Here is a 13686-nt window from a genome sequence, read left to right as displayed (position 1 = left end):
AGCGCAGGCGCGATCATCGCCGCACCCCGGCACCGGCGCCGGACGCGGCTCGCATCGCTCCGCCATCGGGAGGACCCGTCGTCCCTCCGACGGAGCAACCGGCCCGCACCGGGCCCCGGCCACGGCCGGGATGCGCACCGGCCCGCCCCCTGTTCCAATGGCCAGGGCACAGGCCCCGGGCCCGACCCGGGGCGGTCAAGACGCCAAGGAGCCGGTGTGAGCAGCGAGACCGACGAGACGGGGCCGGTCGACTACCTGGTGGTCGAGTTCCCGGGAAACCGGATGACGGGCGAGGGGCTGCCCCTCCTGGTCGATCTGGTCGACCGGGGCATCATCCGCATCCTGGACCTGGTCTTCGTCAGGAAGGACCGGGACGGCACGGTCACGGGGGTGGAGCTCGCCGAGCTGACCGAGGACGGCCACGACAAACTGGCCGTCTTCGAGGGGGTCTCCTCAGGGCTGGTGGGCCGGGACGACATCGACGAGGTGGGCGCCGTCCTCGAACCGGGCAGCGCCGCCGGGATCGTCGTCTACGAGAACACCTGGGCCGGACCGTTCGCCGCCGCCCTGCGCCGCTCCGGCGGACGCATCGTGGCGGGCGGGCGCATCCCGCTCCAGGAGGTCCTCGCCTCGCTGGAGGCCGCCGAGGCCGCGGCCAGGTCCTGAACCGCCCCGCAGAGCCAGCCAGAGGAGAACGCACCATGCCAGGACTGCTTCGCGGCGTCGCCCGCACCGCGGTGATCGCCGGAACCGCCACCTCCGTCTCCAACCGGGTCTCCCGGCGCCAGGCGGGCCGCTGGGCCGAACAGGACGCCCTGCGCGGCCAGGAAGCGGGCTATCAGGCACCACCACCGCCCCCGGCACCCACCACCGTCGCGCCGGAGGACGAGATGACCAACAAGATCGCCCAGCTCAAGGAGCTCGGCGACCTCAGGAGCCAGGGCGTACTGACCCAGAGCGAGTTCGAGGCCCAGAAGGCCCGCATCCTCGCCACCTGACCGGCACCCGGCTACTTCTTCGTCCTCCCGGTCCTCTTCCGCTCTTCCTTCTCGTCGTCCCAGGGCGAGCCCAGCCAGCTGTCGAAGGAGCGGACCAGCGCGCTCAGCGCCGCCGCGAGCCGCTGGTCGACCCAGTGCGCGCGCACCAGGATCTCGTCGTCGTCCGAGCGGAACTCCAGCGGCACCTCGCCACCGGCCCGCCAGATGATGCGCCGGGGCCCGCGCGCCGGCTCCCACCAGTCGCCCAGCCGGCTCGCCACCGTGATCGTCACCTGGACGCCGAACAGCAGCCACCACACGTACCACCAGAAGACCCGGCCCTTGTGGCCGACCGCTTCCGGGCAGCCCGTCTGCGCGACCGTCCAGCGCGTCCGCAGTCCCTTCCCGTGGAGGGCCTTCTCGCGGACCACGGTGCCGATGAGCCCGCCGCGATTGTCCAGCACCCGGTACGTCGCGACGCCGTCGGCCGCGGAGGCGGTGACCACGGTGGCCAGCCGGGTCCGGCGTTCGGGGTCGGCCCAGAGCACGAAGGACCGCGCCCCCGTCCTGCGGGCCGCGAGGTACGCGGGTATCCCGCCCTCCGGGAGCTCGCGCTCCACATGGGCCACGACCCGGGGCCCGCCGCCGGCCGAGTGGGCCAGCTCGACGACATGGCCGACCTCCCCCTCCGCCGCCCTGGCCCGCCGCAGCGTCACCACCCTGCTCACTCGCCGTTCCTCCGTCCACTCCGCTCCGACGTCGCACAGTAGACGGACGGCCTGAGAAGATCGATTCGTGGAATCCGCCGAGCTCTTCCCCGAGCCCCTCCCCGGCCCCGGCGCTCCGACCGGGGACGCGCCGGACGAACCCGCCGCCCGGCGCAGGGTGGTGCGCTGCCGCCTGTGCGGCCGCCCGCTCACCGGTACGGCATCACGCCGCACCGGCCTCGGCCCCGCCTGCGACGCCAAGCTCCACCCGGCGCCCCCGGACATCCGCACCCGCCGTCACGAGGTCGAACAGGACCCGCTGCCCGGCATCTGACCGGGGACCCGACTACGACCCCAGCCGCCGGAACAGCCCCTCCTGCACCACGGACACCAGCAGATTGCCGTCGCGGTCGTAGATCCGCCCGCGTGCCAGCCCCCGGCCACCGGTGGCGACCGGCGACTCCTGGTCGTACAGGAACCACTCGTCGGCCCGGAACGGCCGGTGGAACCACATGGCGTGGTCCAGGGAGGCCATGTCGAAGCCGCGCGGACCCCACAGCGGTTCCACCGGGATGCGGACGGCGTCCAGCAGCGTCATGTCGCTCGCGTACGTCAGCGCGCAGGTGTGCACCAGCGGGTCGTCGCCCAGCGGGCCGACCGCCCGCATCCACACCGCGCTGCGCGGGTCGGCGTCCTTGATCTCCTCCTTCGTCCACCGCAGCCGGTCGACGTACCGGATGTCGAAGGGCTGGCGGCGGGCCATCCGCTCCAGCGCCTCCGGCAGCGCGCCCAGGTGCTCCCGGACCTCCTCGGCGACGGTCGGCAGCCCCTCGGGATCCGGGACCTCGCGGGACGGCGGCAGCTGGTGCTCGAAGCCCGCCTCCTCCGGACGGTGGAAGGACGCGGTCAGGTTGAAGATCGTCCGGCCCTGCTGGATCGCCGTGACCCGGCGGGTGGTGAACGACCGGCCGTCCCGGACGCGCTCCACCTGGTACACGATCGGCACCCCCGGCCGCCCCGGCCGCAGGAAGTACGCGTGCAGCGAATGGACCGGCCGGTCCCCGTCGGTGGTCCGGCCCGCCGCGACCAGCGCCTGCCCGGCGACCTGGCCACCGAAGACCCGCTGGAGCGACTCGTGGGGGCTGCGCCCCCGGAAGATGTCCACCTCGATGCGCTCCAGGTCGAGCAGGTCGACCAGACGCTCGGCGGGATTCGTCATACGGTTCCCCTCCACTTCCGCTCCCGTCTCACAGCTGCCCTACGGATCACAGCTGCCCCACGGCGGTGACTCTGACGACGGCCCGGCCCTCCTCGTCGGAGGCGGCCAGGTCGATCTCCGCGCTGATGCCCCAGTCGTGGTCGCCGTTCGGGTCGGCGAAGCTCTGCCGCACCCGCCACAGCCCGTGCGCCGGGTCCTCCTCGATCCGCAGCAGCTTCGGGCCCCGGGCGTCCGGGCCGGTGCCCAGATCCTCGTACTCGTCCCAGTAGGCGTCCATCGCCTCGCCCCAGGCGTCCGCGTCCCAGCCCGCCTCGCCGTCCAGCTCGCCCAGCTCGTCCACCTTGTCCAGCGCGGCCAGCTCCACCCGGCGGAACATCGCGTTGCGCACCAGCACCCGGAAGGCGCGGGCGTTCGCCGTCACCGGCTTCACCTCGTCGGCCTTCTCCTGGGCCTCCTCCGCGGTCTCGACCTCCGGGTTGGCCAGCTGCTCCCACTCGTCGAGCAGACTGGAGTCCACCTGGCGGACCATCTCGCCCAGCCAGGCGATCAGATCCTCCAGGTCCTCGGACTTGAGGTCGTCCGGAATGGTGTGCTCCAGCGCCTTGTACGCGCTCGCCAGATACCGCAGCACGATGCCCTCGGTACGCGCCAGCTCGTAGTGCGAGGTGAACTCGGTGAAGGTCATGGCGCGTTCGTACATGTCGCGGATGACGGACTTCGGCGACACCGGGTGGTCGCCCACCCACGGGTGGCTCCTGCGGTACACGTCGTACGCGTGCCACAGCAGCTCGCTCAGCGGCTTCGGGTACGTGACCTCCTGGAGCAGCTCCATCCGCTCCTCGTACTCGACCCCGTCCGCCTTCATCCGCCCCACGGCCTCGCCGCGCGCCTTGTTCTGCTGCGCGGCCAGGATCTGCCGGGGGTCGTCCAGCGTCGACTCCACCACGGAGACCATGTCCAGCGCGTACGAGGGGGAGTCCGGGTCCAGCAGGTCGAACGCGGCCAGCGCGAAGGTGGACAGCGGCTGGTTGAGCGCGAAGTCCTGCTGGAGATCGACCGTGAGCCGGACGATGCGGCCCTCCGCGTCCGGCTTGTCGAGCTGCTCCACCACACCGCCGTCCAGCAGCGAACGGTAGATCGCGATGGCCCGCCGGATGTGCCGCAGCTGCGCCCGGCGCGGCTCGTGGTTGTCCTCCAGCAGCCGCCGCATCGCCTCGAAGGCGTTGCCGGGGCGGGCGATCACGGACAGCAGCATGGTGTGCGTGACCCGGAAACGGGAGGTCAGCGGCTCCGGATCGGACTGGATCAGCTTGTCGAAGGTGGTCTCGGACCAGGCGACGAAGCCCTCGGGGGCCTTCTTGCGGACCACCTTGCGCTTCTTCTTCGGGTCGTCGCCCGCCTTCTTGACGGCCTTCTCGTTCTCGATGACGTGCTCGGGCGCCTGGGCCACCACGAAGCCCGCCGTGTCGAACCCGGCCCGGCCCGCCCGGCCGGCGATCTGGTGGAACTCCCGGGCCCGCAGCGTACGGACCCGCGTCCCGTCGTACTTGGTGAGCGCGGTGAAGAGCACGGTGCGGATGGGGACGTTGACCCCGACACCGAGGGTGTCCGTACCGCAGATCACCTTCAGCAGACCGGCCTGGGCCAGCTTCTCCACCAGCCGCCGGTACTTCGGCAGCATGCCCGCGTGGTGCACCCCGATGCCGTGCCGGACGTAGCGGGAGAGGTTCTTGCCGAACTTGGTGGTGAAGCGGAAGTTGCCGATCAGATCGGCGATCTTCTCCTTCTCCTCCTTGGTGCACATGTTGATGCTCATCAGCGACTGCGCCCGCTCGACCGCCGCGGCCTGCGTGAAGTGCACGATGTAGACCGGCGACTGCCGGGTGTCCAGCAGCTCGGTCAGCGTCTCGGTGATCGGGGTCAGCCGGTACTCGTAGCTGAGCGGCACCGGCCGGGTCGCCGAGCGCACCACGGAGGTGGGGCGGCCGGTGCGGCGCGTCAGGTCCTCCTCGAACATCCGGACGTCGCCGAGCGTGGCCGACATCAGGACGAACTGGGCCTGCGGGAGCTCCAGCAGCGGGATCTGCCAGGCCCAGCCGCGGTCCGGCTCCGCGTAGAAGTGGAACTCGTCCATCACGACCTGGCCGATGTCGGCGTACTTGCCGTCACGGAGCGCGATGGAGGCCAGCACCTCGGCGGTGCAGCAGATCACCGGGGCGTCGGCGTTGACCGAGGCGTCGCCGGTGAGCATGCCGACGTTCTCCGTACCGAACAGCTTGCACAGGTCGAAGAACTTCTCCGAGACCAGTGCCTTGATCGGCGCGGTGTAGAACGTGACCTTGTCCTGGGCCAGCGCGGTGAAGTGCGCACCCGCCGCGACCAGGCTCTTCCCGGAGCCGGTCGGGGTGGAGAGGATCACGTTCGCGCCGGAGACCACCTCGATCAGCGCCTCCTCCTGGGCCGGATAGAGGGTGATGCCCCGGCTCTCGGTCCATGACGAGAAAGCCTCGAAAAGGGCGTCGGGGTCGTCGGTCGGGGGCAGCTGATCGATAAGGGTCACGCCCCCATCTTGCCTTCCTTCCGCCCGGATGAGGGAACCGGACGACCGTATGAAGATCATGAGCGATACGCTTCGCACTCAACTCGGCCATGCCCGGGCGGCCATGGCGGCGAAGCGAAAAGACTCTTGGGGGCGGGAAGAACCATGATGGGACCGGCACACTCTCTGTCCGGGGCGGCGGCCTGGCTGGGGGTGGGTGCCGCGGCTTCCGCCGCGGGCCATCCGATGCCCTGGCCCGTCCTGGTCGTGGGCGCGCTCATCACCGCCGGAGCGGCGCTCGCCCCGGACCTCGACCACAAGTCCGCGACCATCTCGCGCGCCTTCGGTCCGGTGTCCCGGGGGCTCTGCGAGATCGTCGACAAGCTCTCGCACGCCGTCTACAAGGCGACCAAGATGCGCGGCGACTCCAACCGCAACGGCGGGCACCGCACCCTGACACACACCTGGGCCTGGGCCGTCCTGATCGGAGCCGGAGCCTCCGCCGCGGCGATCACCGGCGGCCGGTGGGCGGTCCTCGGGATCCTCTTCGTCCATCTGGTGCTCGCGGTCGAAGGGCTGCTGTGGCGGGCCGCCCGGATGTCCAGCGACGTCCTGGTGTGGATGCTCGGCGCGACCAGCGCCTGGATACTGGCCGGTGTGCTGGACGAGCCGGGCAACGGCTCAGACTGGCTGTTCACCGGCCCCGGCCAGGAGTACATGTGGCTCGGGCTGCCCATCGTGCTCGGCGCCCTGGTCCACGACATCGGGGACGCGCTGACCGTCTCCGGCTGCCCGATCCTGTGGCCCATCCCGATCGGCCGCAAGCGCTGGTACCCGATCGGCCCGCCGAAGGCCATGCGGTTCAAGGCCGGCAGCTGGGTGGAGCTGAAGGTGCTGATGCCGGTGTTCATGGTGCTCGGGGGAGTGGGCGGGGCGGCCGCGCTGAACGTCTTCTGAAGGCCGGGAAGGTCCGCGACGGGCGGGCCGGGGGTACGCACCCCCGGCCCGCCCGTCGGCGTGTACCGGCCGGTCAGGCCTGCTCCGGGTTCTCCGAATCCATGCCGGGGCGGGCTTTCTTCCACTCACCCCGGGTGAAGTCCGGGATCTGCTGCGGGGCGCCCTTCGCCCTGATGGACAGATGGCTCAGCGGCACCGGCGCCGTCCAGGTCGCCGCGTCGTACACGTCGAAGTCCGGGACCAGCCCCAGCCGCATGCACTGCATCAGCCGGAACACCAGCATGTAGTCCATCCCGCCGTGACCGCCCGGCGGATTGGCGTGCTCCTTCCACAGCCAGTGGTCCCACTCCCGGTACTTCGCGAAGTCGCCCCAGTTGTCGTCGGTGTGGTCGGGCTCTATGTAGATCCGCGCGGGGTAGTCCTCGAAGACCCCCCTCGTACCGCCGAGGCTGTTGATCCGTGAATAGGGGTGCGGGGTGGAGACGTCGTGCTCCAGCCGGATGACCCGGCCCTTGGCCGTCTGGACCAGGCTGATCGTCCGGTCGGACTCGATGTACGTCTCCTTCCAGCTGGGGTCACCGGCCGGCATGTGCTTCTCGCGGTACTCGGCGAGACCGAGGGCCGGGGACCCCACACTGGTGATGCTCACCGCGCGGTCGCCGCGATTGATGTCCATGTAGTTGGCGACCGGGCCGAAGCCGTGGTTGGGGTAGAGGTCGCCGCGCAGCCGGGTGTGCCAGAGCCTGCGCCAGGGGCCTTCGTAGTAGTCCGGATCGAACATCAGGCCGCGCAGGTCGTGGTTGTACGCGCCCGCCCCGTGCAGCAGATCGCCGAAGAGACCGGCGTGCGCCATGCGCAGCACCCGCATCTCGTTCTGCCCGTAGCAGCAGTTCTCCAGCTGCATGCAGTGACGCCTGGTGCGCTCGGACAGGTCGACCAGCTCCCAGAGCTGGTCGAGCTGGAGCGCGATCGGACACTCCACACCCACGTGCTTGCCGTTCAGCAGCGCGGTCTTCGCCATCCGGAAGTGGAAGTCCCAGGGCGTCGCCACATAGACGAAGTCGATGTCCCCGCGCTCGCAGAGCTTCTCGTAGTCGTCCTCGCCGTTGGTGTAGACGGCGGGTGCGGGCCGGCCCGCGGCCGTCACCTTGGCGGCGGCCCGCTGCGCCTTCTCCTTCACCGGGTCGCAGACGGCGACGACCCGTACGCCGCCGACGGCGAGGAAGAGGTCGATCATGCTGCCGCCGCGGTTGCCGAGGCCGACGATGCCGACCCGGACGGTGGAGCGCGGTTCGAAGGGCACCCCCACCATGGTCCTGCCCCGGCGCTCAGGTGTCCCGGCGGCCGGTGCGTCCGTGGGGGAGGCCGCGTTCGCGGCGGGGTTGCCGACGGCGCCGAGCCCCAGGCCGGCACCGGCCACTCCGGCGGTCGTCCGGAGCACCGAGCGGCGGCTCATCGCGCCCTCGCCGCCGTGCTCCGTGCCGTCGTTCCGATGTGCTGCGTCGTTCATCGATCCTCCGTAAGGGGGGTCTGACGTGCGCGGCTTGCTCATGAACTTCGTTGACGACCTTGGTAGTTGGTGCAGGTGCTGCGCAAGGGGAGCGATTGGACTCCCGTGCCGAAACCATGGACTTTCGTGACCTCGGCCGGCCTGCGGGCATACGGAAGCCGGGCGGGCCCGGGGACTGCGGGCCCGCCCGGCTTCCATGCGGGGCGGGGGAGCGTACGGGGCCGAGGACCCCGGCGGTCAGCGCGGCGCGGCCCCCGGCCGGGTCGCCCGCTCCAGCTCCATCAGCACCGAGTAGTACGAATGGCCCGTGGCCCGGTCCATACCGACCTCGCACATGCGGTTGGCCGAGAGGTACACGTCGTACGCGCGCTCGTTCACCTCGGCGGCCTCCTTGGCCGTCGCCGAAGCGGTCAGCTCCTTGTGCAGCATGCCCCGGTCGCCCGCGAAGGCGCAGCACCCGGCGTCGTCGGGGACGACGACCTCCTCGGCGACGGCCTCCGCGACCGTACGCAAGTGCTCCACGTCGCCCAGATGCTCCATGGAGCACGTCGGGTGCAGGACCGCCGAGCCGGTCTTCCGGAGCACCGTCAGCTCCGGCAGCAGTTCGTCGGCCGCCCAGACCAGCGAGTCGACAATGGTCAGTTCCTGGTGCAGCTCCAGGTTGTCCTCGGTGAGATACGGCACCACCTCGTGGGCGATGCCCAGGGTGCACGACGAGGCGTCGACGACCAGCGGCAGCCTGCCGCCGGCCGTCCAGCCCCAGGCCGCCTCCACGATGCGGTTGGCCATGACCCTGTTGCCCTCGTCGTAGCCCTTGGAGTGCCAGATCGTCGCGCAGCAGGTCCCGGCGACGTCGTCGGGGATCCAGACCGGCTTTCCGGCCCGGGCGGAGACGGCGACCACGGCCTGCGGCAGCGAGGGGCCCCGGTGGCCCTCGGGGCCGCCGAAGATGCGGTTCACACACGCCGGGTAGTAGACGGCGCTCGCCCCGACGCGGGAGGTACGGGGGAGCTTCCGGGCGGCTGCACCGGGGATCTCCGGCAGCCACTCGGGCACCAGGTCGGGCCGGACCGCCTTGCGGGCGAGCCCGGTCACGGCCTCCAGCGGACCGTCGCCGATCCGCGCGCCGATCCGGCCGGCGGCGGCCACCGCCAGCCGGGCCGCCGCCTCCACCGCCTTGAAGTTCTTCGCGGTGAGCGCCGCGATCCGCTCCTCGCGCGGCGAGTGCCGCCGGTGGCGGAAGTCCTTCATCAGCGCCCCGGTGTCGATCCCCACCGGGCAGGCGAGCTTGCACGTCGAGTCGCCCGCGCAGGTGTCCACGGCGTCGTACCCGTACGCGTCGAGCAGCTGCGTCTCCACCGGTGAGCCGTCCGGCTGGCGCATCATCTCGCGGCGCAGCACGATGCGCTGGCGCGGGGACGTCGTCAGGTCGTGGCTGGGGCAGGTGGGTTCGCAGAACCCGCACTCGATGCAGGGATCGGCGACCGCCTCGACCTCGGGGATCGTCTTCAGCCCGCGCAGATGGGCCTTCGGGTCGCGGTCCAGGACGATCCGGGGGGCCAGCACCCCGTCCGGATCGATGGCCTGCTTGGTGCGCCACATCAGCTCGGTAGCCCTGGGCCCCCATTCCAGCTCCAGGAAGGGAGCGATGTTGCGGCCGGTGGCGTGCTCGGCCTTCAGGGAGCCGTCGAAGCGTTCCACCGTCAGCCGGCAGAAGTCGTCCATGAACGCGGCGTAGCGGTCGACGTCGGACGGCGTCGCCGCGTCGAAGGCGAGCAGGAAGTGCAGGTTTCCGTGGGCCGCGTGGCCGGCGACGGCGGCGTCGAAGCCGTGCCGCGCCTGGAGCCCGAGCAGGGCCTCGCACGCCTCGGCCAGCCGGGAGGGCGGTACCGCGAAGTCCTCCGTGATCAGCGTCGTCCCCGAGGGGCGGGAGCCGCCGACCGCCGTGACGAACGCCTTGCGGGCCTTCCAGTAGCCGGAGATCACCTTGGCGTCGCGGGTGAACGCGTTGGTCACGGAGGCGACGGGCGCGACCAGGTCGAGCCCCTCGACGACGGCGGCCGCCGCCTCCTCGTACGTCTCCTGGCCGGACTCGTCGGGGGCCCGGAACTCCACCAGCAGCGCCGTCGTCTCCTTGGGCAGCTCCGCCCAGTCCGCCGGGACGCCCTGGACGCTCACCGAGGCGCGCAGCGTGTTGCCGTCCATCAGCTCGACGGCGATCGCCCCCGCCTCGTTGAAAAGGGGCACCGCCGCGGCCGCTGCGGTCAGCGAGGGGAAGAAGAGCAGGGCGGTGGAGACCCGGCGGTCCAGCGGCAGGGTGTCGAAGACGACCTCGGAGATGAAGCCGAACGTGCCCTCGGAGCCCACCATCAGACCGCGCAGGATCTGCACCGGCGTCGAGCCGTCCAGGAAGGCGTCGAGGCGGTAGCCGTTGGTGTTCTTGATCTCGTACTTGGCGCGGATCCGGGCGGTCAGCCCGGCGTCCGCCTCGATCTCCGCCTTGAGCGCCATCAGCGCTTCGCACAGCCGCGGCTCGGCGTGCGCCAGTTCCTCGTCCGCGTTCGGAGCGGCGGTGTCGACGACGGTGCCGCTCGGCAGGACGAAGGTGAGGGAGGAGACCGTGCGGTACGAGTTGCGCGTGGTGCCCGCCGTCATCCCCGAGGCGTTGTTGGCGACGACCCCGCCGATCGTGCAGGCGATGGCGCTGGCCGGGTCGGGACCCAGCAGCCGGCCGTGCCGGGCGAGGGCGGCGTTGGCCCGCACGACCGTCGTACCCGGCTTGATGCGGGCCCGCGCGCCGTCGTCCAGGACCTCGATGCCCGCCCAGTGGTGGCGGACGTCGACCAGGATGTCCTCGCCCTGGGCCTGGCCGTTCAGGCTGGTGCCCGCCGCCCGGAAGACGACCTCCCGGCCCTTTCCGTGCGCGTACGAGAGGATCGCCGAGATGTCGTCGATGTCCTCCGGGACCACGACGACCTGGGGGACGAAGCGGTACGGGCTGGCGTCCGAGGCGTACTTCACCAGGTCGGAGACCTTCCACAGCACCTTCTCCGGCCCGAGCAGGGCGACGAGGTCGCCGCGCAGCGGCTCCGGCGTACCCGGAGCCTGCCGGGCGGACACCCGGTCCACGGAGGGGGTACGCGCCGCTCCGGGGCGGAGGGCTTCCGGCTTCGGCTCCAGCAGGGGCATGGCGAGGTCTCCTCGGCTGTTCGGTCAGGCGTACGGGCGGACACGTGCCACCCGGGCGGACGCTAGCAGCGACGCTCCGGCATCCCGTTGACCAGGGCGGTCAGAAGATCGCCGAGCACCTCGCGCTGAGCGACGGTCAGTGGGGCCAGGATCTCCTCCGCGGCGGCCCGGCGCGCGTCGCGCAGCGACCGGAGGGTGGCGATTCCCTCCTCGGTGATCTCGATCCGGACCACCCGGCGGTTGTCCGGATCGCGGGCACGCCGTACCCGGCCGCTCGCCTCCAGCCCGTCGACCAGAGTGGTCACGGCACGGGGGACGACATCCAGGCGCTGCGCGAGATCGGCCATCCGGGGCGGGCCGTCGTAATGGGCGACGGTGCGCAGCAGCCGGAACTGCGCGGGCGTGATGCCCATCGGCTCCAGCTGGCGGCCCTGGATGCGCTGAAGTCTGCGGGTCACCCGCAGCAGCTGCTCGGCGAGCACGCCGTCGGCGTCGGAGGATTCCATGGAGGGAACAATATCAGGACCTTGTTCATTGTGAGTATAGGTAACAATGAGCTAGGCTCTCCAAAACCACCGGCAGGCCCTGCCCGGCCCCGCGTGCGCCCGGTCCCGGGCCGCCGCGGTCGCACCCCACGAAGGAGCTCATGAAACCCGATCGGATCGACTGGACACCTCCGCCGAAGGACGCCGACCGTCCGCCCGCCGAGGTGCGCCGCATCCTGCGCCTCTTCCATCCCTACCGGGGCCGTCTCGCCCTGGTAGGCCTGCTGGTCGGCGCCTCCTCGCTGGTGTCGGTCGCCTCGCCCTTCCTGCTCCGCGAGACCCTGGACACCGCCATCCCCCAGGGGCGCACGGGGCTGCTGTCGCTGCTCGCCCTCGGCATGATCCTCACCGCCGTGACCACCAGTGTCTTCGGCGTCCTGCAGACGCTGATCTCCACGACGGTCGGCCAGCGCGTCATGCACGACCTGCGCACGGCGGTCTACGCCCAGCTCCAGCGGATGCCGCTCGCCTTCTTCACCCGGACGCGCACCGGCGAGGTGCAGTCCCGCATCGCCAACGACATCGGCGGCATGCAGTCGACCGTCACCTCCACCGCGACCTCCCTGGTCTCCAACCTCACCGCCGTGGTCGCCACGGTCGTCGCCATGGTGGCGCTCGACTGGCGGCTCACCCTGGTCTCGCTCCTGCTGCTGCCGGTCTTCGTCTGGATCAGCCGCCGGGTCGGCCGCGAGCGCAAGAAGATCACCACCCGGCGCCAGAAGCAGATGGCCGCCATGGCGGCCACGGTCACCGAGTCGCTCTCCGTCAGCGGCATCCTGCTCGGCCGGACGATGGGCCGCGCGGACTCCCTCACCAGGGGTTTCGCCGAGGAGTCCGAGAAGCTCGTCGACCTCGAAGTGCGTTCCAGCATGGCCGGGCGGTGGCGGATGTCCACGATCGGCATCGTCATGGCCGCCATGCCCGCGGTCATCTACTGGGCCGCCGGGCTCGCCCTCCAGGGCGGCGGAGCCGTCGTCTCCATCGGCACCCTGGTCGCCTTCGTCTCGCTCCAGCAGGGTCTCTTCCGGCCTGCCGTGAGCCTGCTCTCCACCGGGGTCGACATGCAGACGTCCCTGGCGCTCTTCCAGCGGATCTTCGAGTACCTCGATCTCGACGTGGAGATCACCGAGCCGGAGAACCCGGTCCGCCTGGAGCGCATACGCGGCGAGGTCCGCTTCGAGGGCGTCGACTTCAGCTACGACGAGAGGAGCGGGCCGACCCTCAGCGGCATCGACCTCACCGTCCCGGCGGGCAGCGGCCTGGCGGTCGTCGGGGCGACCGGCTCCGGCAAGTCCACCCTCAGCTACCTGGTGCCCCGGCTCTACGACGTCACCGGAGGCCGGGTCACGCTCGACGGGGTCGATGTGCGCGAGCTGGACTTCGACACCCTGGCGCGGGCCGTCGGCGTGGTCTCCCAGGAGACCTACCTCTTCCACGCCTCGGTCGCAGACAACCTGCGCTTCGCCAAACCGGACGCGACCGACGCCGAGATCGAGGCGGCGGCCCGCGCCGCGCAGATCCACGACCACATCGCCGGTCTGCCCGACGGCTACGACACGCTGGTCGGCGAGCGCGGCTACCGGTTCTCGGGCGGGGAGAAGCAGCGGCTCGCCATCGCCCGCACGATTCTGCGCGACCCGCCCGTCCTGGTCCTCGACGAGGCGACCAGCGCCCTCGACACGCGTACGGAGCTGGCGGTGCAGGAGGCGATCGACGCGCTCTCCGAGGGCCGCACCACGATCACCATCGCGCACCGGCTCTCCACCATCCGGGACGCCGACCAGATCGTTGTCCTGGACGGCGGCCGCACCGTCGAGCGGGGCAGCCACGAAGATCTCCTCCGGCAGGACGGCCGCTACGCCGCGCTGGTCGGGCGGGACACGCAACCGGACCCCGTGGCCGGCTGACCCGCCCGGACCGGTCCCGCGCCCACACCCGTGCACGCGGACCGGAAACGCGGCGACGCCGCCGCTCCCGTGGGACGGGGAGCGACGGCGCCGTGCGGAGCAACGGTCAGACGAGCCAACCCACGAAGTGGACGAT

Annotated in this window: 11 protein-coding genes; 5 read left to right on the top strand and 6 right to left on the bottom strand. The window is 71.4% G+C overall.

The features are described 5' to 3' along the window. Positions 1–216: 216 nt before the first annotated feature. Positions 217–666 carry a DUF6325 family protein gene (locus tag ACIQGQ_RS26660; protein WP_402399864.1) on the top strand — a complete coding sequence of 150 codons (450 nt, stop codon included), beginning with the start codon at positions 217–219 and terminating at the stop codon, positions 664–666. A 35-nt stretch (positions 667–701) separates the two neighbouring features. After that, on the top strand, positions 702–998 hold the full coding sequence (locus tag ACIQGQ_RS26655; RefSeq protein WP_402399862.1) for an SHOCT domain-containing protein: 297 nt from the start codon (positions 702–704) through the stop codon (positions 996–998). 11 nt (positions 999–1009) lie between these two features. On the opposite strand, the gene ACIQGQ_RS26650 is transcribed toward ACIQGQ_RS26655, so the two are convergent. After that, positions 1010–1705, bottom strand: coding sequence for a hypothetical protein (locus ACIQGQ_RS26650; protein ID WP_402399859.1), 696 nt, complete (start codon positions 1703–1705; stop codon positions 1010–1012). A gap of 67 nt (positions 1706–1772) precedes the next feature. Here ACIQGQ_RS26650 and ACIQGQ_RS26645 point away from each other — a divergent pair, with 67 nt between their 5' ends. Further along, positions 1773–2018 carry a DUF6011 domain-containing protein gene (locus ACIQGQ_RS26645; RefSeq protein ID WP_402399856.1) on the top strand — a complete coding sequence of 82 codons (246 nt, stop codon included), beginning with the start codon at positions 1773–1775 and terminating at the stop codon, positions 2016–2018. Positions 2019–2030: 12 nt separating this feature from the next. Here the strand turns inward: ACIQGQ_RS26645 and ACIQGQ_RS26640 are convergent, their stop codons facing one another. Together ACIQGQ_RS26640 and ACIQGQ_RS26635 are read right to left on the bottom strand one after the other, a co-directional pair. Continuing rightward, positions 2031–2903, bottom strand: coding sequence for an acyl-CoA thioesterase (locus ACIQGQ_RS26640; RefSeq protein ID WP_402399853.1), 873 nt, complete (start codon positions 2901–2903; stop codon positions 2031–2033). 46 nt (positions 2904–2949) lie between these two features. Then, positions 2950–5523, bottom strand: a complete 2574-nt coding sequence (locus ACIQGQ_RS26635) for a DEAD/DEAH box helicase (RefSeq protein WP_402399851.1) — start codon at positions 5521–5523, stop codon at positions 2950–2952. 84 nt (positions 5524–5607) lie between these two features. On the opposite strand from ACIQGQ_RS26635, the gene ACIQGQ_RS26630 reads away from it, so the two are divergent. Then, the gene (locus ACIQGQ_RS26630; RefSeq protein WP_366295609.1) at positions 5608–6399 is read left to right on the top strand and encodes a metal-dependent hydrolase; all 792 of its coding nucleotides are present in this window, start codon (positions 5608–5610) and stop codon (positions 6397–6399) included. Positions 6400–6472: 73 nt separating this feature from the next. On the opposite strand, the gene ACIQGQ_RS26625 is transcribed toward ACIQGQ_RS26630, so the two are convergent. From ACIQGQ_RS26625 to ACIQGQ_RS26615, 3 genes are all read right to left on the bottom strand, one after another. After that, positions 6473–7909: a Gfo/Idh/MocA family protein gene (locus ACIQGQ_RS26625; protein WP_402399848.1), complete on the bottom strand. Its 1437-nt coding sequence runs from the start codon at positions 7907–7909 to the stop codon at positions 6473–6475. 237 nt (positions 7910–8146) lie between these two features. Next, a complete protein-coding gene (locus ACIQGQ_RS26620; RefSeq protein ID WP_402399846.1) occupies positions 8147–11098 on the bottom strand; it encodes an FAD-binding and (Fe-S)-binding domain-containing protein in 2952 nt (983 codons plus the stop codon). 62 nt (positions 11099–11160) lie between these two features. After that, a complete protein-coding gene (locus ACIQGQ_RS26615) occupies positions 11161–11604 on the bottom strand; it encodes a MarR family winged helix-turn-helix transcriptional regulator (RefSeq protein WP_402399843.1) in 444 nt (147 codons plus the stop codon). A 140-nt stretch (positions 11605–11744) separates the two neighbouring features. On the opposite strand from ACIQGQ_RS26615, the gene ACIQGQ_RS26610 reads away from it, so the two are divergent. Then, on the top strand, positions 11745–13550 hold the full coding sequence (locus tag ACIQGQ_RS26610; protein WP_402399841.1) for an ABC transporter ATP-binding protein: 1806 nt from the start codon (positions 11745–11747) through the stop codon (positions 13548–13550). The last annotated feature ends 136 nt before the right edge of the window (positions 13551–13686 follow it).

It is taken from the genome of Streptomyces sp. NPDC092952 (genome assembly GCF_044754785.1).
Lineage (GTDB): Bacteria > Actinomycetota > Actinomycetes > Streptomycetales > Streptomycetaceae > Streptomyces.
Note: the sequence above shows the minus strand (reverse complement) of the source record. Positions and strands in the feature narration are given on the sequence as shown.

Excerpts from the sequence above, each read along its gene's own strand:
- ACIQGQ_RS26655 (WP_402399862.1), top strand. The coding sequence starts at position 702 with ATGCCAGGACTGCTTCGCGGCGTCGCCCGCACCGCGGTGATCGCCGGA.
- ACIQGQ_RS26640 (WP_402399853.1), bottom strand. The coding sequence starts at position 2,903 with ATGACGAATCCCGCCGAGCGTCTGGTCGACCTGCTCGACCTGGAGCGC.
- ACIQGQ_RS26635 (WP_402399851.1), bottom strand. The coding sequence starts at position 5,523 with ATGATCTTCATACGGTCGTCCGGTTCCCTCATCCGGGCGGAAGGAAGG.
- ACIQGQ_RS26630 (WP_366295609.1), top strand. The coding sequence starts at position 5,608 with ATGATGGGACCGGCACACTCTCTGTCCGGGGCGGCGGCCTGGCTGGGG.
- ACIQGQ_RS26625 (WP_402399848.1), bottom strand. The coding sequence starts at position 7,909 with ATGAACGACGCAGCACATCGGAACGACGGCACGGAGCACGGCGGCGAG.
- ACIQGQ_RS26620 (WP_402399846.1), bottom strand. The coding sequence starts at position 11,098 with ATGCCCCTGCTGGAGCCGAAGCCGGAAGCCCTCCGCCCCGGAGCGGCG.
- ACIQGQ_RS26615 (WP_402399843.1), bottom strand. The coding sequence starts at position 11,604 with ATGGAATCCTCCGACGCCGACGGCGTGCTCGCCGAGCAGCTGCTGCGG.
- ACIQGQ_RS26610 (WP_402399841.1), top strand. The coding sequence starts at position 11,745 with ATGAAACCCGATCGGATCGACTGGACACCTCCGCCGAAGGACGCCGAC.